Source organism: Paenibacillus salivarius (assembly GCF_051307165.1).
Taxonomy (GTDB): domain Bacteria; phylum Bacillota; class Bacilli; order Paenibacillales; family Paenibacillaceae; genus Fontibacillus.
Window position 1 is genome coordinate 2,826,173 of record NZ_CP195592.1, and the last position, 19,128, is coordinate 2,845,300.

Here is a 19,128-nt window from a genome sequence, read left to right on the forward strand (position 1 = left end):
AATAGTTTCCAGTTAAGGGAATTTATCGGTCGAAAAAAGAGTTTCATTACGTATATCCTCAAAACAAAAAAGCCGCGGTTACGCGACTTTTAAATAGTTTTCCTGCCATGTTCTTCCAACGTTTTTCTGTGTGCAAAGTTCCTATAGATCTACTATTCTTTCAAGAACGCTAAACCCCGTTGGTCGATGTATCGCCAATCTTACCTGACCCGATAAACCTTTTGTTGGAATAATCATCTCGCAGGAGCTGCCTGGTTCCATAGGCGGAATATCGTAACGAGCTTCACTATCTTCGGGATTCGCTAGGACGGAAAGAGAATATCCCGTCACCGAATAACTGGGAAGATCTTTTTTGCATATGAACTTGCAGATGAGATCGCCCGTCCCCTCATTATGAGTAGTCTCCAAGATTAATGGAGATGCGGTCTGCCTCAATAACTGGTAAGACGGTTTCTCGACTCCGTATAGATCCGTTACTCCATGAACACGCTGGCGAAGTCGGCCCACACCGTCTTCTCCCATTTGAGTGCGGTAATCGTTGAGGCTAAAGAAAATAAAACCTGCGATGTTTGGATGCCGGCGATAAACCTCGGTCTTCTCCAGCAGGATTTCTATGCGCTTCGGGTCTCCTCCCGAAAAAGCCGGTTCGCAAAGTCCAAATTCGGCGACAACGATCGGTTTGTCAGGATATGCGGCTCCCAGCTTTTCGATCACCTCCTCCATATTGTGTTCTCCATGCCAAGTACCGATATAGTCATTCCACATGATCACGTCCCCCGCTCCGGTGGCGTCCTTGGAAGGCTCCAGATGAACGGTATTGCTGACATAATTGACCATGCGCGTTGGATCCAATTCCAGCGTATAGGATTTCAGTTGTTGCACGAATTTTTGCGTCTGTTCGGATTGACCATCCAGCTCGTTTCCCATACCCCAAGCAATGACACTTGGATGGTGGCGATGTCTTGAAATGGTTTCGAAAATCTGTTGTTTTGCAACAGGCATCGTCTCTTCGCCCGGTTCAAAGGGTTGCTGCCACAGCGGAAGTTCTTCCTGCACCAAAATACCGTTCCGGTCGCACCATTCCAGCAGCTTGTCATCCTGCTGCCAATGAAATCGGGTCAGCACACAGTTTGCATGCTTTAACTGCTCGAGCACTCGCTCACGGTCCTTTTCGGACTCAGCCATCCCTTTCATCGGATGAGAGCCCGGCATCCATTCCACACCTACAAGCCTGACAGGCTCTCCATTTAACAAAAGCCGGTTACCGGAGGCGCGAAACTCTCGGAACCCCAGCTTTACCTTTACTTCATCATGTATTCGGTCGCCCTCTTTTACGCGGATTGTCAATTCATAAAGATGGGGATGATCGAAATGCCACAATTCAACATCAGCCAGAGCAATATCGGATAATGGAATGGTGCGACAAGGAAAAGATGCGGTCCTTGAACCTTCCCAAATTGTTTGTCCGTTCCGTTCTACCAAAAGTTGAAGCTGGACTTGATTGATGTTGGTCTTCGGAGTTTCGTGAAACGTAACGGCCCCCTTGATGATTCCTTCTGATTTGCGTTGGTTTTTGCTCATGCAGCACGGGAATCGCATCGATCTGAACAAATTCGATGGCAGCTTCACCGGTAACCATCAACGTAACTTCTCGGATCATGCCTCCGTCGTCCGCCCAATCGAAACTGTTTACTTTCGGAAGGGCCGTGTCGCTGTACCGATTATCGACGGCAACGATCAACAGATTCCCACCCTGTACCAGATATGGCGTCGCTTCGATCCGGAAGGATGTATATCCGGAATTCGTATGGCTGCCAGCCTCTTGACCATTGATCCACACGGTTGCGTCCCGGTACACGGCTTCAAAATGAAACCAGATTCGGTTGCTGGAATCCATGTCCCGGATTTCAAACGGGTACTCATACCACCCCAGACCGCGATAGTCCTCCGTTTCCGGATCAACGTTCCACGTATGCGGTACCAGCACTTCCTTTTTGACAGGAAGACCGGTAGACCACCAACCTTCTTGCCGCCCCCGGTGCTCGGGGTCCGCAGCGAATCCCCACTTCCGATCCAGGGGGATACGGCTTATTCCCTGTTGTAACATGATAATCTCTCCTTCATAAGGAAATGTGAATGAGGGCACCTTGATGATTCGGTTCCAAGTTCAGGACCTCGCCCAAGCGTTGCTTTGCCTCCGCGGTTCGACCCAAGCCCAGCAATCCTAGTCCTATCATATATAAGCAATGGATTCGGTTTCGCTTGTTCAGATCATCTTCAAAAACTAGAAAGTCCGGCAGCGACACGGCAAAATAATCAATCTTGATGTCATCGAAAAGATGCTTTTCACCATAGTCGATCAGCTTATTAAACCTGCGCTTCGCTTCTTTTAAATTGCCGAGCTGCAGCCAGGCCAAGCCTTGATAGAAGATCATTTCCGGCGGCTGATCGTTGTAGTACATCGCACTTGCGGGCTCATCCAAACCTTGTGAAGCAAGTGCCCAGTGGGAAGCTGCCTTTTCCTCATTTCCAAGCTGTTTATAGGCATTGCCTAACGTATAGTGGATATGGTTCTCCTGCGCTCCCTCCAGCTTGCCTTCGCCCAAGTTGTCCGGATAGTGCAGCGCGCGGTCCAGCAGTTCGATCGCCAAGGCACCGTTTTGTTCATGCAAGGCCTGCTTGGCGAGTTCGACCAGTGTCAGCACGTATTGCCCGGTCACCTTGCCTTCTCCGCCTTCCCATGGATGGAATTTCCGGGACATTAATGCCTCAAGTGCTTCTTCATGCTTTCCTAGCAAATTTAAAAGCGTGATATACTCCAGAACCAAGTCGTCCCTTTTCTCCACAAGCTCCAAATGTTGATTAAAGCGGGAAAATCGATCTTTTGCAGGCATGCCGATTTTTTTGTAAAGCTGATCCAGCTCGTAAAAAACCCTTGCATCGGCCGGATTGCATTCGAATGCCTTCTCCAATGACAAGCGTGCAGCCTCGGAATCATTGCGTTTGTTGAAATAAGCCAGCGCCAGGTTTCGATGTACGGTTGGAAATTGTTGCTGCAGCTTTGCTGATTTTTCCCAATGCAGGATCGCTTCCTCCGAACGTTTTTTGTCGTAGAGAAAATTACCAAGGTAATAATGCGCCTTATCATCGGATGGGTGGAATTCCAGAGCGCTTGTCAGGATCTGCAGCTCGAATAAACGGTTCGGAAAGCAATAATCCGGAGGTGCAGCTTGACCCGCTTGACGCTGGGCGGCGGCTTCTTCAATTCTGCCTTCCTGCTGGTAGACGTACGCAAGTGCATAATGAAGCATCGGATATACGGAATTGCCTTTACTCATAATCCCCTGTTCAAGCACCTCGCCCGCTTCGGCATATAAACCGCATTCCGTATAATCAGAGGCCAGATTCATGCAATTATGAACATCGCCGCGCATGAATCGCATCAAATCCTCTACCGCTTTGTTGGCCTCCTCTTCTCTGCCGAGATCCAGCAGGATGAGCCCGCGCTCATAGAAAGCCCCAAAATCCGCAACGTCCAATTTCAAGGTTTCATCCGAAAAAGATAGCGCTTCTGTAAGGCGTCCCAGTTTCCGCAGCAACGCTGACTTCAAATGTCTGGCTTTATAGTTTCGGCTATTCCGAATGAGCGACTTTTCTACTAACTCTAACGCTTCGGCATATGAATGCTGGCTCGTCGCGAATTGCGCGAGCGAGAAATATCCGCTGTCCTGCCAGGCTGCGGACCACACTGCCTTATAGAAAGCAGCGAATGCCTCTTCCGGCTTATTTTGAAATTTCAACGCGAGGCCAAGCTGGTAATAGGCTTCGCTGTCGTACGGATTCGGGTTTCGCCAGGACAGGGAGTTAATGGCCGTACGGAAATGCGTTTCTGCTTCCGCAAACAGTCCTCTACGCAGCAAAAGTGTGCCGTAAGCGACATTAAGCCGAATATCGGTATGATCTCGTCTCAATCCTTCCAAATAATAGGACTCCGGCTCAAAGGTGGCATGGCGGTATTGCTCCAGATGCAGTCCTGCTAAATATAACTGCTCCGTAGTCTTCAGTTCTTCCGGAAGAGGCAGCGGCTTCGCCGGATCCGGCACCTGTTCGATCGCCGGCTCCGCAGGGCGGTACGTAATGAGGAGACGTCCTTCCCCATCAAATACCGAAAGCTGCAGATCATGCGCCTGATCCGCCTCGTCCAGACGGATTACCGATTCGTAGGTCGAGTCCGGCGAGAGTGTGTATTTTTCCCGGATGTAAGTGCGTTTCGTGCCCTTCAACTCTATAATGGCCTCTTTAAAGATAGAGGTTGCATAGGCGGATACGACCGCCGTTCCGGCAGTTTCGTTTACCTCAAGATTAACGGCAGCATCGATCGAAGCATTTTTCACGATGCCAATATTTTTATAAGGCATAAAATACTGCCTGAACGACTTTTCTTCAAAAGGCTGCAACCATGTAAAGTCCGGTTGGTTATCGGTGAAAACGCCTGTCATTAACTCGATATAAGGTCCATCTTCATCGGTCAAGTTGCGGTCCCAGGCTTGCCCGAAATCTCCGTTGCCCCATGTCCACTGTTTTTTTCCCGGAGAAATATGATGGTTCGCTACATGCAGCAATCCAGCCTGTTTATCATGGTCGTATCCTCCCACGAAGTTATAGTCCGACTTATAAGCCATATAGGAGGTCGGTACCGGGATATTTTTATAGCGGGAAATATCGACGCCCTCGGAATAGTCCATTTTGTAGTAAGTGCCTGTTGCCACCGGAAACCGGGACACATCGCGCTTCCCATGATCGAATACCGCAGTCACGTCCGGCGGGAAAACCGATTGGGTATGCTCATTCACCGCAACGGCCGGGTTGGCCCACCAAAGGAAGGTTTGCGGCTCCGGTGTACGGTTGTATAATTGGGCGGATATTTCCAAACAGGCTTTGCCCGGATACAGAGTAAAGCCGGTGGTCACTTTCGTTCCGTACATCCGGTCGATCTCGCTGACCCAAACCGTTGCGCTGCCGTCCTCATTCTTTTTGAATAAATGCTCTACTGGACCGAAGGTGTTCGGCCGATGATGCTGCGGCCAGTTGAACTCGATGCCCCCTGAAATCCAAGGACCTGCCAGTCCGACCAGCGCCGGCTTAATGACACGGTTATAGTAAACAAAATCATAATTGTTCGTTTTATCCAGTGCCCGATAGACACGGCCGCCGATCTCAGGCATCATTTCGATCCTCACATACTCGTTTTCCAGAATAACGATCCGGTAAGACCTGGTTTCTTTATCATCCAAAATTTTATCGATCACCGGATAAGGATAGACGCGCCCTGAGCTGCCTTGATAGACTCGCTTTTCCAGGAACATTGGATTTTTATCGGGTTCTCCGGTTCCGTAGGTCGGGATTTCGACAAATTCCTCCCACACGCGTACGGATACATGATCTGATGTTGCGGCTTTCGTTGTGTACACGGTATCTCCTCCTTTGCAACCTACAGACAATTTACTCCTGAAAAGCTGCGAATCCAATTGACGAAACTCGGCTCTTGATGGATGATATTCTTATTTCAGAATAAAATCGTCTGATTCAAGTTCTCATCGTAATGGAACATATCTTATAGATGGAGGTATAACGCTTTATGGAGGAAACCCGTAAAACAGATGGCTTCGAATCGGAAAAGCTGTTTGTACAGCCGGATTATATGTTAGAAGAACTCGCTTCTAACGAATTGACCCGTTCGTTGTTTGTCAGCGATATCGGCTGTTTTCCAAACGCGCGTTTTCATTATCGGGAACGAAATGAAGGATGTGATTCACATATTCTGATTTACTGCGTGGAAGGCGAAGGATGGATTGAAACTCGGGCCGATAAAAAGGTAAAAGTTGAACCGCGTGAGCTTGTGGTGATCCCCGCAGGAACTCCGCACCGTTACGGCGCTTCAGAGAATAACCCTTGGACAATCTATTGGATGCATTTGCGCGGTACGCATGTGCTCCGCCTGTTTGAAACCTACGGTTTGGATTCCGGCTTGCTGCTGCCTGTCGCCATGCATGCCAAATGGATCGAGGATTTTAACCGTTGTTATTCGCTTCTTATGGATAAGCCCTATTCCATGCCGGCGCAGATCCATGTATCACAGACGGTTCGGCATCTTTTAAGCAGCGTGGGTTTAAGCATGGGCGGCTCGGTTCATGACAAAAAAAGAGAGGACTACATGGAGAACGCGATTCGGTACATGACCGATCGATTATCAGGCTCTATAACCCTCCCTGAATTAGCTAATCATACCGGCTTGTCGAAGCAGCATCTGATCTATTTGTTTAATAAGGAGACAGGTTGTCCACCGATCGAGTTTTTTCTTCGCATGAAAATGCAAAGGGCGGGTCAAATGCTCGTACTTACCAATTTAAGCATCAAAGAGATATGCAATGAATATGGCATATCTGATCCCTACTATTTCTCGAGGCTGTTCAAAAAGTTTATGGGCTGTTCCCCTACTCAATTCCGGAATACGCCAAAAGGGTAAGGGGAAAAATCCCCTCCCCTTCCCGGTCAAAACCTATTATTTTCAGCTCCAACTGCTTGTAGAATCATTCATGAAGAATTGAAACGTAATGTTAAAACGATCTTTCACTATACCGAAGCAGGGACTGAATTCGGTTTCTTGCAACGGGAACATCACTTGCCCTTTTTCGCTAAATTTAAGATACATTTCTTCAATCTCGCTTTGTTGCGTGGCCGTAATGCAAATATTCACTTGATTTCCGATTGCATATGGTTGCCCCGGAAAGATATCCGCCACCATCAAATCATTTTCACCGGTTTGCAAGACGGCATGGGAAATGCGTGCTTTCACTTCTTCGGGCAAACCCGCGGCATCCTTGCCTTTCCCGTACGTCGTTTTGAACAGCAACTTTGAGTTCAACGCTTCCCGGTAAAACTCAATCGCTTCCGCAGCATCTCCATCCAGCAAAATAAACGACGTTGAGCGCATTGACATTTGATCATCTCCTTAAAAATTTAATTGTCCAATTTTTCTTGTTTTGGACTTCATTAGCATCTTATCGTACAATAGTGACAATAATTGTCCTAATTCATGAAATGGAGTTTATTCATGGCCAAATCCAAAAGACTGATCGAGATTATGATGACCATCAACAAAAAGAAGTCCTTCAACGCTAAAGAGCTTGCCGATGAATTCGGAGTTTCAACGCGGACGATTATGCGGGATATGCAGGAATTGAGCGCACTGGGGGTTCCTTTTTATTCGGAGGTGGGTCAGCATGGGGGATATAAGATGCTTAACGAGAGAATGCTCCCCCCTGTTGCTTTTACGGAAGGCGAAGCGCTTGCTGTATTTTTTGCCAGCCATGCATTGAGGCACTATACGGATCTTCCGTTCGAGGCGGAGACAGATTCAGTGTTGCGGAAACTTTACTCTTACATGACGGAAGATATTCGGGACCGTATCGACCGGATGCGGAAACGTTTTGATCTGGCTACGCCGATGAGACCTGCAAGCACACCGTATTTGAGCTTCTTGCTGGATGCTGCGATCGATCAAAAAGTGGTGCGCATCGAGTATGAATCGAAACAGCATAAGCAAATAAGAGATGTTCAGCCGATCGGAATATATGCCAGCAACGGATTGTGGTATTGTCCGGCCTATTGCTTTCACCGCCGCAATTTTCGCTTGTTTCGCTGTGACCGGGTTAGATCTGTCGAACTGCCCGAACTGCAAGCCGCCGATTTGACGCAAGTACATATAGGGAACTGGGAGACTTACCTTGATGAGGAAAGTCCGGCAATCGAACTTTATGTTGAGCTTACTGCAGCAGGGGTGCAGAGATGCCAGTCCGAACTGTGGCCGGCGCACAACATGCAAATTCATGTTCGGGAAGACGGCACAGGATGGCTGAAGAATGATATCCCCGAGAGCAGCCTTCCCTTTTTCGGCCAATTATTTATTGGTATGGGTACGGACGTAAAGGTAAAAGCTCCGGAAAAGTTGATCCAAGTGATGAGAGAAATGTTGGACAAAATCATGGAGCAATATCGGTAAAGATAATCCGGCACAATCTTTAATTTCCGGATCGGGTATTAAAAAGCCTTAAAAGAGGATAATTCTCTTTTAAGGCTTCTTTTTTTAACCGCATTACTTACTCTAATAACAGGCTATAGGTCTTTGATTATTTGCTGATGGGCTGACCTAAAAAAGCTTGAACTTGTAACGGAGCCGTCAAGTATGTTGGGGCTTTTGCTACGAACGCCTGGAAATGGCTGCTTGCATTGTGCGCCTCTACTGCTTGTTGGTCTTCCCACTGTTCGACCATGAGATAAGTGTCATCCTGATCCGTCTCCTTCAGGAGCTTATACGACACATTCCCTGCTTCCGCACGGGATGATTCAATAAGTTCTTGTACAGACTTCAGGAATTCGGCTTCTACTTCGCGGTTCACTTTCATTTCTGCATGAACAATAATCATGGTTTTATCCTCACTTCCACTCTGCAATTCGGTCAATAGGAAGACGACTTGTTCTGCGTGGCTCTTTGGCAGCTTTACCAACAGAAATAAGCATTACCGGTACATAGCGTTCCTTATCCATGCCAAATGCTTCCGCGATGCGGGATTTGTCATATCCGCCAATCGGATTTGTATCATATCCATGGGCACGAGCAGAAAGCATAAGCTGCATGGATACCAGGCCGCCGTCAATAAGTATCATTTCGCGAAAAGCTTGGGCCGGGATTCGGCTAAAAAGATCAGTATAGTTAGCCATGATTTGTTCTTTAATCTCTTGTGGCATGAACCCTTTTTCCACATCCGTGCTCATAATATCGTCGGCAAAGTCAAAAGCTTTCATATCCCCGAAAACGGCAATCACTGCGGACGAAGTCGTCACTTGGTTTTTGTTGCCTGGTGCAAGCTGTTCAAGCGTCGCTTTACCTTCAGGGCTATCAATGACAAGGAATCTCCAAGGTTGAAGATTAACGGATGAAGGAGCCAAAGTCGCTTCTTCCAACATTTCGGTCATTTCCTCACGGCTGATTTTGACCGTCGGGTCGTACAGCCGCACAGAGTGCCGGGAAGTAATAATTTCTTTAAAATCATTGCTTAGGGTAGTTGCAGTCATGTTATTCTCTCCTAATCTCTATAGTGAATTCGTCTTACCTGGTTTCTTTCATGTGTTGAATCCGGCTGTTCAGTTTCTGCAGAGCTTGAATAAATCCAAGTCGTTCTGATTCCGTGAGGTCTGCCTGCAGTTCCTCCAGAAATTGATCTTTCTCCGCGTTAAACATCGCTACTTTTCTTTTGCCTTCCTCGGTTAGCTGAACTAACGTAATCCGGTTGTCGCTCTCGGACCTCGTCCGCAGAAGAATTCCTTCCGCTTCCAATTGCTGAACATGACGGGTCACAGCAGCTGGATCAATAGACACGGCTTTCTGCAGATCCGACTGGCTAATTTGGCCACCCGTCAGTTTGCAAAGGAGTTCGAGCCGATTGGGACTAACTCCGGCACATCGTTCAAACCGGGTCGCAATATGCTTGTTTAAATGCATTAACAAGTACAGCAGGTCATCCGTATGACATGTAGAGATGATAAGGTCCTCCTCTATTCCATTGACCCGTCAATGGTTGATGGGTCAATGATAAATCATTATTTACAGAAAATCAAGTCCATAGGCAGAAAAAAAACCGCAACATTTGCGGCTTATAGTATACACGGATAGATCGTTTTAGATACATCCCATCGGTTTTTTATAAAATCGCACAACAAAGAGAACAGCCCGAGGGCTGTTCTCTTGCTTAGAAGCACGTGAATGAGCGAATCCGGTTCAAATCGATGCCAAAGTACCCCCAGAATAATCCGAACCATCTGAACCCTGCGACAGAAGTACGTCCGAGAAATACCGGGAAGAACCAGAATTGCTCTCCGTTGTTCAACCAAATGTACGTGTTGCGGAACAGGCAGCCCCTGATCGCGCCGGGATCGATGGCAAATGTGGTGGCCGACATTTGCGGTATGAATTGCGGTGGAGGAGCTGTCGGCGCTTGAACGCCTCCCGGCGCACCTCCCGGTGTGCCCCCCGGAAATCCTCCGGGGGATCCACCCGGAAATCCCGGTCCTCCCGGCCCGCCAGGGCCGCCTGGGAAACCCGGAAATCCTCCGCTGGTTCCCGGTGCTGGAAAAAATCCCAAATGTGATCGCTCCTTTCAGTTGACTAGGCATAATCATCATATGCATTCGCGGAGAAGGCGTTTGGGCGAATGCCTATGAATTATCCCGTTAAACCGAAGCTGAACGGTCAGATCTAAAAAACACAAAAATCCTCTCCAAAAGAGGATTTTTGTCGGAACATATTGGTCAAAGCCGGCTCTAACCCAAGAAAGCAATAGAACGTTTTACTTTCTTTGCAAATGCAATCGGATTATCGATCGATTCCCAGTGAATATACATTAGACGCGGTTCCTCAAACAGCCAGTGATTATGAACTGCCGTAACCTTAATTCCGTTTTTCCTGAGATTGGTCAGTAATCGGTTGACTTGATTTTGGAAGAGTGCCGTTTCTCCTAAACAGAGGGCGCGCCCCGAACTATCTAAAGATTCAAACGAGAAAAGTTGGTATCGGATTAATGGTGACGTCGTACGTCTTCCTAAAACGGATGCTTTAAACCTTCTATTTCTGGAGACAAAGCAAACCGGACCTTTTGTAATTGAATGCTCCGTTCCACCTAAAATGCTTGAAAATTGATTACATAGTCTTATAAAACGGGGACTTGCTTTAGCTTGTTGTTCAGACATTCAGGATCATCCCTTTCGTTAAATAATCAATGCACCCACAAGCCGACCGCATCAACCCAAGAATTTTATGGATGCTTTCGTTTTTTTGGCAAACACAATAGGATTCATGGTGGCTTCCCAATGCATGTACATTAACCGCGGACTTTCATTAAGCCAGTGATTATGAACCGCAGTCACTTTTATCCCGCGTTTCCGAAGATTTGACATCAGCCGATTAACCTGATTTTGATGTACGGCCGTCTCGCCTAAACAAAGCGCGCGTCCTGATTTATCAAGCGATTCGAACGAGAACATTTGCATTTGAACTAATGGGGATCTCGTTCTTCTTCCCAGGATTTTTTCCCTCAAATTCGTCATTCGCGTGACAAAACAAACCGGACCTTCTTCCACTTCCGATTCGCCCCCGAGTATTTTCGCAAATTGAGTACACAATCTTTTGAATTGTGGACTTACTTTCATCTGTTGTGCCATTTAAATCCTCCCTTTCATCATGTTCTGTCTATCCTATGACGAAAGCGAATAATGAACTTGGATGATTGTTCTTATTAATAAACTTATTTGTTAGTTAATAGGCACCTTTCCCGGAACAACTTAATAATCTGAATTAGTTTACAAAAGGGAGATCTTCATGAAAAATTTGACTTATGACTATATTGTTGTGGGCACAGGTCCGGCAGGATCCGTTATTGCTAAGACGCTTACGGATGACAAACGAACTTCAGTACTTGTCCTTGAATCGGGAGGAAACCATGATCAAGATATACCGATCAAGGATTCCACCTTTGCACCGGAGCTAGAAGAAAGCTACTCCCCAAATTACTTTTGGCAAGGAGAAGGAGTTCCTCAAGAAGGACTTGACGATCGCTCATTCGAGTGGACAACGGGACGTCTCTCAGGGGGAGGTTCATCCATAAATGGAGAACAATATGTACGCCCTACGGCAGCCGTACTCAAAAAATGGGAACGACTGCTAGGGCCTCTCTGGTCACCTGAAAGAGCCATACAGCGTTTCAAACGGTTGGAGAAATATAGCGGGTTAACTACAAATGTAGCTGCACACGGTTATAAAGGAAGGATTAATATCAGGCAAGCGCCTGAGAATCCGACATCAATGGCACAAAAATTGGCGACTGCCATCGAACGTGCTTCGGATTTTCCGATTATTCTTGACTATAATGATCCTGATACTCCCATGGGACCGTTTACACAATGGCAGTTGTACCAACAACCTGACGGCCGGAGAGAAAGCTCGTCCACCGCTTTTTTGTCTCCGGATATTGTGACGCCTTCAGGCCGGGGAGTAAACAGCCGTAAATTAACCGTCCTGTTCAGAACAACAGCTCTTCGTATTCTCTTTTCCGGCAAACGTGCGGCTGGAATTGAATTTTTGAAGGATGGTAAATCCGTCCGTGCTTACTCTCGCAAAAAGATCATTATATCGGCAGGCATCAATAGTCCTCAGATACTGATGCTGTCGGGGATCGGATCCGCTAGCATGTTAAAAAAGGCAGGCATCCCGGTTATCTTTCATAATCCGAATGTAGGGCAGCGGCTAAAAAACCACACGTTAAACTTCGCTGTATTTTCAACAAATTCCAACGATAACCCCCTCCCTTCCCAAGATCCAAATGCACTTTATACAGGAGGTGCTTTTTTGCCGGATCCGTCCGGTAATCGTCCTGAAGAGCGGGCCGTTCAACTTCTTGGAATCGGAGCCGATGGACGATTGACGATAGGAATTTTGTACTTGCAACCTAAGAGTAAAGGGAATATCCGCATCCAAAGCAAAGATCCGTTAAACATCGTATTAGCGGATGAAGGGTTTCTTTCTGATCCGGATGATATGGAGGCCGTAAAAAGGATTTACCGAACTTATATCAAGAATATTGCTCTCGAGCTTTCCCGAATTGATCCTGCTTATCAGCTTCTATCACCTTCATTTGACATCATTGATGATGATGAAAAGCTCGAAGCGTTTATTAAAGAAAATTTCGACCATAATCATCATCAGCAAGGTTTTCTGAGGATGGCGCCTCTATCAAAAGGTGGAGTTGTGGATCGTAGAGGAAATGTACATGGAGTCAGGGATTTGATCGTCGCAGATGCATCCATTGTCCCGTACACCGTGGATGGCAACACTTCTTCTGTCGCATATCTTATCGGCTATACTATATCGAGGCAATTATGTAAAAAAACAATCCGCAACAAAAAGCGGCGAACAAGAAAAGAATGGGCGGAAGAGTGAATTCCCGTTAGGGGCTGCCCAGCCGATCATAAAAATGCAGTTCCCTCCCCCGAATGGCTGCAACTCGTGAACCAGTGTAAACAAGCCTGGAATGAACGAAATAACCTTGAACGACCTGCCTTGCACTTGCATGCAACTTTACTGAAAATGCTTGCCTAGCGGCAGGGCCGGTTTTATTTTAATTTCTTTTTTATAAAGTCAATGAGCCGGGACTTTAATTCGTCCCCCTGCTCCCCCTTATGGTACATATCTGTTCCGTGATAACCGCTCTCATCCACAACTAGCTCCTTTTCAGCTGCTCCGGAAGCTTGATATAATTTACGCACCTGTTTTTCAATCGAGCCTCCTTAATCGCCAGGTGAAAAAACAAACAGGGATGGCGCCGTAATCTTTTTGACACCTGGAATCGCATCAAGAGGACCGCATTGTGCAGGGGAAGAAAGAATGATTAGCCCCTCAATAGGCAGCTCTTGGCGAACGCCTCCAATGATTGCTGTTGTACCGCCACATGATGCCCCTGCCAAAAATACTTTTTCCGCACCCCAACGTTTGAGCTCGCTTAAGGCTGCATCTGCATCAAGATCTAATGGTTCATTGTCTTGGTTGCTCTGTGAGGCCCCATGATTGCGATATTCAGGAGTAACGACGAGATATCCGTGAGGGATTTAGTACTTGCCGGTATGTTTCTCTTCATAATAAATCAGTTATCACTTTGAACCGTCGATAACGAAACGAAAACCGGACCGGCAAAGTCAGTAGCTTCCTCCCCTTTTGGATTGTGAAGACGGAACAGAAAAGCATCGCCTGCTTCGGATTGCCACACGATATAGTCCTTTATTCCTTCAGCACTTGAAGCTTGAAGATAGACCTCGGCGAAACCCAAGGGATGCTCGACAAGCTCTCCGCTATAATCGAATACTTCGCCGAACGTTTCCAATTCCTCTCTTCCTGTAGCTTCAAGCTGCGTTGGATCATAATTTTCAGGCAATGGTTCGATTTTGACATCGTACTCCGGATGACTTGTTAGAAACAGGCATCCTTCGGCAGCGTCGAAAGTAAACTTTTCGAATACATACAAGGAAAAGCCTTCACCTTGGTGCAAGGCGGCCTTGTAAGATTGATTACCATCGGCGGTCATCAATTCAAAATTTTCGGTCTCTGGACGCGACGCTTCGGGGGATTCCCCGGCTTCAGGAGCCGTGATCCCTTCATTAACCGGGTTTGAAGCTTCCGGTTTGCCGGAAGGTTCAGGTGTTCTAGAGCATGCTGTAAGCAATATAATCATGACGAAAAATGTGATTTTCAAGAAAACGGAATACTTTTGATGCACGTTTGATCACGCCTTTCATTCGTGAGTCCATGCCCACAATTTAAAAACAGTTAATAACAATGGGTGTTCCGCTATATTAATATGATTCCTTATGTGTTATTACCCCCAAAAGGGAAAAAGGACGAATTCATCGAATGAAGTTGGATCTCGAATTTTTGGAAGTGAACAACTGAATAGGACTGAATACAGTAAACAGGAGCAGATGCACTTAAGGCCATCTGCTCCTGTTTTACAATTTCACTCTAATATTTTGGTAGCCACGAACGCAAGATCCGTAATGTCGATCTTCTGGTCGCCGTTCAGATCGGCGATCTTCGCTTTCGCCCAATCAGGGCTGGTAGAGTCCTTGCCGTAATGGTAAGCAACGATCGCAAGGTCACCCACATTAATGACTCCGTCTTTGTTCAGATCCGCGGATACATCCTTAATGACTGCGGCCTTGAAGATGTCAATTGCACGGAGCAGATCGGTGACGGCGCCGTCAACCTGAGACTGCGTCGCGCCCGAGTTGTCTTTAACCGCTTTGGCCGCATTAATCGCAATGCCGAAGGCATCTTTGGCCGCTTGCGGATATTGACCTGGCAGCGTGCCTACGACTGCGGCGTTATACAAATTCTGTGCATTTGTAATCGCAGTGTTCAGTGCCGTCTTGTCGACGCCCACATCGGTGCTTCCTACAGAAATGACCTTCCGGTCCGTGGCCGCCTGGATCACAGCACCTTCCGACGTTCCCAGCTCCGCCCGGGTCACGGCAATCGCACCGCTCGTGTTCTGCACCCCGGATTTCACCTTGAAGGTTAGATCCAGAACCGGCGTGCTCGCTCCCGTGACGCCTCCGATATTGGCGGAAATCAGCCGAAGCTCCCCGGAATTCGCTTTATCCTCTTTTACAACTTGGATGTTGTTGTTCGCACCTGCCGCAATTACATAGTCAAAAACTTTGGCGTCATAGGTCAGAGTGAAGTCCTGGGCATAAACACTTTGGGTAACGCTGTTCAGATGAACCGCCACTTTAAAGCTGCTTCCGGCCTTCACACTGCTGTCTGCCGAAAGTGCAGCCGCCACTCCTTTTTGTGCTTCCTTATTGATGCTAACGGTATAAGCTTTTTCTGTGACTCCATCTTCAGCTACCACTCTAACGCTCAAAGTAGTCCTATCGGTGGGTAAAGATACTTTTCTCTCCGCGGTATCGTCAATTAATACATCATTAACATATACCAAAGCATTCGCGTTCTCAGGAGTGAATTTGACGAATGACTCGGCAGCATTTTTGGGAACAGAAACGGAATAATGGTTATCCTTTAATGTCGCCGGTGTTCCATCGGCTGTGACACTTTGAAGGTTCGTGCTATTGTTATAATCCTTCAAAATGGAAACCGTGCCGAATAATCTGCCGACGTAGCTCGACCCCCTGTTAGCAAACTTTACGGTTACTTTAGATTTTCCCGCCAACAAATTTGCCGGGATTTGATACCTAACATCATAAAATTGATCGGGGGTTTTAGCTTCTATGGTTTCTTCCTTAATAAGACTACCGTCCACATAAACGTTAAAGGTTCTTCCTTTATCACCGCTATAGTATCTGGTAGCTATATAATTCGTTACAGAAGGATCCACGGCCATATCATAACTAAGCCAGGCGGCTCCGGATGTCCCGCTCCAAGCTTGCCGGTACTGTTCCCCTCCAAAGGAACCACCCCCTGTATTCCCCTGCAGATTATGCGCCAATTCGTGCTGATCATTCGTGATTTGTACTTCATCGATCTTGGCGATCGCCTTTTTGGCAGCCGTCTTTTTAGTCAAAATGTTTTTTTGGAAAGTCGGTGAATCCAATGCGGATAAATAGAAGTAAATCCCGTATCTTTCCTTGTACAAAGTATAATAGGGCGTAAATTTCAAATGGCTATCTTCATCTGTATTTCGCAAGGTGAATTCCAGCTTTCCTTCCGTCTTGACCAAATTGTTCTTAATATCACGGACCCAGTCATTAACATTGTCATCCTTGATAAGGATGTAATCCTTGAAGGTCACGCCCGAAGGCAGATTTGCTTTCTGTGAAGCAAGATGCGGAATGGCGACCATTTGCTCTGTACCAAGGCCTGCACTTAAAACAAGAGGACCATAAGTAAATGCGGCCGCTTCAGGGTTATCATTAAGTGTGGATACCTGGACTTCTAAAGGAAACCTGAGTTCAATCTTATCCCCTGTTTTCCATACGCGCTGGATATCAATATATCCTTCGGTTGCTTCCCCGTGGAAAGTTTCTCCGTTAATCATAACAGCTGCTTTTTGCCCTTTTGCAACCCACTCCGGGGATCTGAATTTTATCGTAACAGCCTCGGAAGGTGCCGAATTAATGGTAAACGTGGCTTTGTCGCTTTGGGGAATATCCGTTGCCTGAGTCAATTGAAGGCCCTTTTCGGTCCAGTTCAATTTTGAACTCAAGTACATGTTGACATAAAGTTCTTGTTCGGTGTGAAAATAGATACTGTCATCCAGTTTCGTAAAATTCTCCATCCCGCTTCCCGTATCGCACCAGAAACTATCGAACTCGGTAGAAAATACTTTGAAATAACCGGTACCCATCGGTTTAAAGTACGTACTCATGCCGGTTTCCGGATTAATGGAGGACATAATCTCATTTTGCAATGTTTTCTCATAATAATTAGCATATTTAATATCTCCGGTAAGCCTGAACAACTCTCTAGTCAGCTTTAACATGTTGTATGCGTTACAAGTTTCATCGTTAATGTTATTCCTGTAATTATCCAACTGCCCGGGTTCCCTAAAATGCTCATTTTCGCTATTTCCGCCGGTGACATAGGTATGGTCGTTGACCACCATATCCCAGAAATTCTCCGCTGCTTCCAGGTAGAACGACTCTGCCTCGCCTAATGTGCGATAGCGGTTCAGTGCGCCAATAAACTTAGGGATTTGTGTGTTCGCGTGCTTATTCGCCAATACGTCTTGCCCATTGACAATGGACTTAAACAGAGAGTCTTCGTCAAACATATGGGCTGCCGTTAAATGATTCTGATTATTGGAGTATTTATATAATTCATACAATGCGTCGTTGATACCGCCATATTCAATATTCAAAACTCTTGTATGTGTTGCATCGTTCCATGTTTGAGTTCTGTTGTACGACCAATCTCCCAATTTACTCGCAATCTCCAAGGCGTCTCCATTTCCTTCGTATTTATAAACATCCACTAGCCCCATTATTATTTTATGCATGGTGTACCATGGCACCCAGCTTTGTCCCTCGATCTTTCCTTCAATCACATCAAAGTGGGTTTCCGGTGTGGCAAAAACATACCCGTTACTGCTTGCATTTTGACATGCTTTCAGCTCACTGATCACGTAATCAATTCTGCTCTTGATTTGTGCATGCTGTGCCGGGTTCTCTTTCGTTTGTTTATATGCCTGCGATAACGCTGTCAAATAATGTCCCAAGGTATGCCCTCTAAGATAGCTCCAGTTGCCTTCCCAACCGTTGTACAGCTCCGCTTTCTTAGGTAAACCCGCTACTGTTCTGAATCCCGACAAAAGACGGTCCGGGTCAAGCTTTAATAAATATTCAACATCTTTATTAAACGCATTCACATAATAAGGGTCGGTAACTTCTACCTGCTCCATATCGAAATTTTTGATTTTTGCCGAATCCCCTAAATAGATACTTGTTTTCACGACAACAGAAAACGTCTTAGTTAAGGTGACTGAACCAAACGTTACAGTCGCTTGTATAGTAACCGCAGTATCTACTCCAGGATCTGTAAGCTCTCCTGTGTTTGATATAACATCCGTATTCGAAGAACTCCACGAGATGGTACTTCCGTTTATGCCTTTAGTGGGAAAAGTAAGATTGCCCCTTGTGGTCTCCGGCAGAACAATCGCATCCAGATCTTGTTGTGCAATCCTCTTTTCGTCTATGACGCCGCCTTCCGCTTTATAAACGCCCCGGATCGCTTCATCTGTCGCTGCCACACTATAAATTTTGAATTCGTCCACGTTCAGTTTGGAGTAGCCTCCGCCATATAGCGGAGAGTTGAATCCTAAATATTTGTGATCCGTATTATTTGCTGCAATGCTGCCGCCCTGTTTATTGTATAAAACCTTTTGAGCTAGACCGTTACGATAAATCCCTACATTTTTTGTTGCATTGTCATAGGTGACCGCAATATGCGTCCACTCTCCAACGGGAAAGAAGGTGCTGCGATCCCCAGTCACATACGATTCCTGTACGCTTGTTCCCGTTGAAAGCTTTAACGGAACTGTATCGCTCAAGATGCTCAGATACCATCCCTCTCCCATCCAGTTTCCGCTTGGCTTGTTCCACATAATCATGTGTTCGCCTTTTAATGTAGAATCGGGTTTCACCCAAAAAGAAACCGTCAGATTCTGTGGTTGCAAGGCTGCCGACGTGCCTAAATCAATATAATTATTGGTTCCGTTTAGCTGTAATGCCTTACCGACCTTGCCATCCACATAATTTGCCGTCCCATTCAATATTCCTTGAATTCTGTTACTGGAGGAATCTGCAATATTATTTTCAAACTTTAATTCCAGCTGTTTTGAATCATCCAACCCTGCAGCATATGCCGGAATTGGGGAGCCTAAAAAACCGGACATCAGATTCGCCGCCAATGTTACCGATACGATATGAATTACCGTTTTTTTCCGCGACTCTTTTTTACCTTTTAGCCGTTTCATTGATATACATCTCTCCTTGCGTTTTATATGAGGA

At 46.4% G+C, this 19,128-nt stretch carries 15 protein-coding genes; 3 read left to right on the forward strand and 12 right to left on the reverse strand.

The features are described from left to right. Positions 1 to 141: 141 nt before the first annotated feature. Genes ACSFXJ_RS12875 through ACSFXJ_RS12885 form a run of 3 tightly spaced genes read right to left on the reverse strand, consistent with a single transcriptional unit; the run spans position 142 to position 5,471 of the window. The gene (locus tag ACSFXJ_RS12875; protein ID WP_435925749.1) at positions 142 to 1,506 is read right to left on the reverse strand and encodes a glycoside hydrolase family 2 TIM barrel-domain containing protein; all 1,365 of its coding nucleotides are present in this window, start codon (positions 1,504 to 1,506) and stop codon (positions 142 to 144) included. Continuing rightward, positions 1,388 to 2,107: a sugar-binding domain-containing protein gene (locus ACSFXJ_RS12880; protein WP_435920761.1), complete on the reverse strand. Its 720-nt coding sequence runs from the start codon at positions 2,105 to 2,107 to the stop codon at positions 1,388 to 1,390. Before ACSFXJ_RS12880 ends, ACSFXJ_RS12875 begins: the two co-directional genes overlap by 119 nt. A gap of 13 nt (positions 2,108 to 2,120) precedes the next feature. Then, positions 2,121 to 5,471 carry a DUF5107 domain-containing protein gene (locus ACSFXJ_RS12885; protein WP_435920762.1) on the reverse strand — a complete coding sequence of 1,117 codons (3,351 nt, stop codon included), beginning with the start codon at positions 5,469 to 5,471 and terminating at the stop codon, positions 2,121 to 2,123. 167 nt (positions 5,472 to 5,638) lie between these two features. Between ACSFXJ_RS12885 and ACSFXJ_RS12890 the strand changes: the two genes are divergently transcribed. Then, complete coding sequence (locus ACSFXJ_RS12890) at positions 5,639 to 6,526, forward strand: AraC family transcriptional regulator (protein WP_435920763.1); 888 nt, start codon at positions 5,639 to 5,641, stop codon at positions 6,524 to 6,526. 42 nt (positions 6,527 to 6,568) lie between these two features. Here ACSFXJ_RS12890 and ACSFXJ_RS12895 read toward each other — a convergent pair whose 3' ends face one another. Then, positions 6,569 to 7,000 carry a VOC family protein gene (locus tag ACSFXJ_RS12895; RefSeq protein WP_435920764.1) on the reverse strand — a complete coding sequence of 144 codons (432 nt, stop codon included), beginning with the start codon at positions 6,998 to 7,000 and terminating at the stop codon, positions 6,569 to 6,571. A gap of 114 nt (positions 7,001 to 7,114) precedes the next feature. Between ACSFXJ_RS12895 and ACSFXJ_RS12900 the strand changes: the two genes are divergently transcribed. Then, positions 7,115 to 8,062 carry a helix-turn-helix transcriptional regulator gene (locus ACSFXJ_RS12900; RefSeq protein ID WP_435920765.1) on the forward strand — a complete coding sequence of 316 codons (948 nt, stop codon included), beginning with the start codon at positions 7,115 to 7,117 and terminating at the stop codon, positions 8,060 to 8,062. 127 nt (positions 8,063 to 8,189) lie between these two features. Here ACSFXJ_RS12900 and ACSFXJ_RS12905 read toward each other — a convergent pair whose 3' ends face one another. The 6 genes from ACSFXJ_RS12905 to ACSFXJ_RS12930 all read right to left on the reverse strand — a co-directional run bounded on the left by ACSFXJ_RS12905 (position 8,190) and on the right by ACSFXJ_RS12930 (position 11,277). Continuing rightward, complete coding sequence (locus ACSFXJ_RS12905; protein WP_435920766.1) at positions 8,190 to 8,486, reverse strand: putative quinol monooxygenase; 297 nt, start codon at positions 8,484 to 8,486, stop codon at positions 8,190 to 8,192. 10 nt (positions 8,487 to 8,496) lie between these two features. Further along, complete coding sequence (locus ACSFXJ_RS12910; protein ID WP_435920767.1) at positions 8,497 to 9,135, reverse strand: nitroreductase family protein; 639 nt, start codon at positions 9,133 to 9,135, stop codon at positions 8,497 to 8,499. Between the two features lie 34 nt (positions 9,136 to 9,169). Further along, positions 9,170 to 9,562: a MarR family winged helix-turn-helix transcriptional regulator gene (locus ACSFXJ_RS12915; protein WP_435925750.1), complete on the reverse strand. Its 393-nt coding sequence runs from the start codon at positions 9,560 to 9,562 to the stop codon at positions 9,170 to 9,172. A 247-nt stretch (positions 9,563 to 9,809) separates the two neighbouring features. After that, positions 9,810 to 10,202 (reverse strand): collagen-like protein, encoded by a 393-nt coding sequence (locus ACSFXJ_RS12920; protein WP_435920768.1) that lies wholly within the window; start codon positions 10,200 to 10,202, stop codon positions 9,810 to 9,812. A 178-nt stretch (positions 10,203 to 10,380) separates the two neighbouring features. Beyond that, positions 10,381 to 10,806: a DUF1259 domain-containing protein gene (locus ACSFXJ_RS12925; RefSeq protein ID WP_435920769.1), complete on the reverse strand. Its 426-nt coding sequence runs from the start codon at positions 10,804 to 10,806 to the stop codon at positions 10,381 to 10,383. A gap of 51 nt (positions 10,807 to 10,857) precedes the next feature. Continuing rightward, complete coding sequence (locus ACSFXJ_RS12930) at positions 10,858 to 11,277, reverse strand: DUF1259 domain-containing protein (RefSeq protein ID WP_435920770.1); 420 nt, start codon at positions 11,275 to 11,277, stop codon at positions 10,858 to 10,860. A gap of 157 nt (positions 11,278 to 11,434) precedes the next feature. On the opposite strand from ACSFXJ_RS12930, the gene ACSFXJ_RS12935 reads away from it, so the two are divergent. Further along, entirely contained in the window at positions 11,435 to 13,051 is a 1,617-nt protein-coding gene (locus ACSFXJ_RS12935) for a GMC family oxidoreductase (protein WP_435920771.1), read from the forward strand. Positions 13,052 to 13,751: 700 nt separating this feature from the next. Here ACSFXJ_RS12935 and ACSFXJ_RS12940 read toward each other — a convergent pair. Both ACSFXJ_RS12940 and ACSFXJ_RS12945 read right to left on the reverse strand, forming a co-directional pair. Continuing rightward, positions 13,752 to 14,381 (reverse strand): hypothetical protein, encoded by a 630-nt coding sequence (locus tag ACSFXJ_RS12940; protein ID WP_435920772.1) that lies wholly within the window; start codon positions 14,379 to 14,381, stop codon positions 13,752 to 13,754. Positions 14,382 to 14,618: 237 nt separating this feature from the next. Beyond that, positions 14,619 to 19,094 carry a beta-L-arabinofuranosidase domain-containing protein gene (locus tag ACSFXJ_RS12945; RefSeq protein WP_435920773.1) on the reverse strand — a complete coding sequence of 1,492 codons (4,476 nt, stop codon included), beginning with the start codon at positions 19,092 to 19,094 and terminating at the stop codon, positions 14,619 to 14,621. Positions 19,095 to 19,128: the final 34 nt, after the last annotated feature.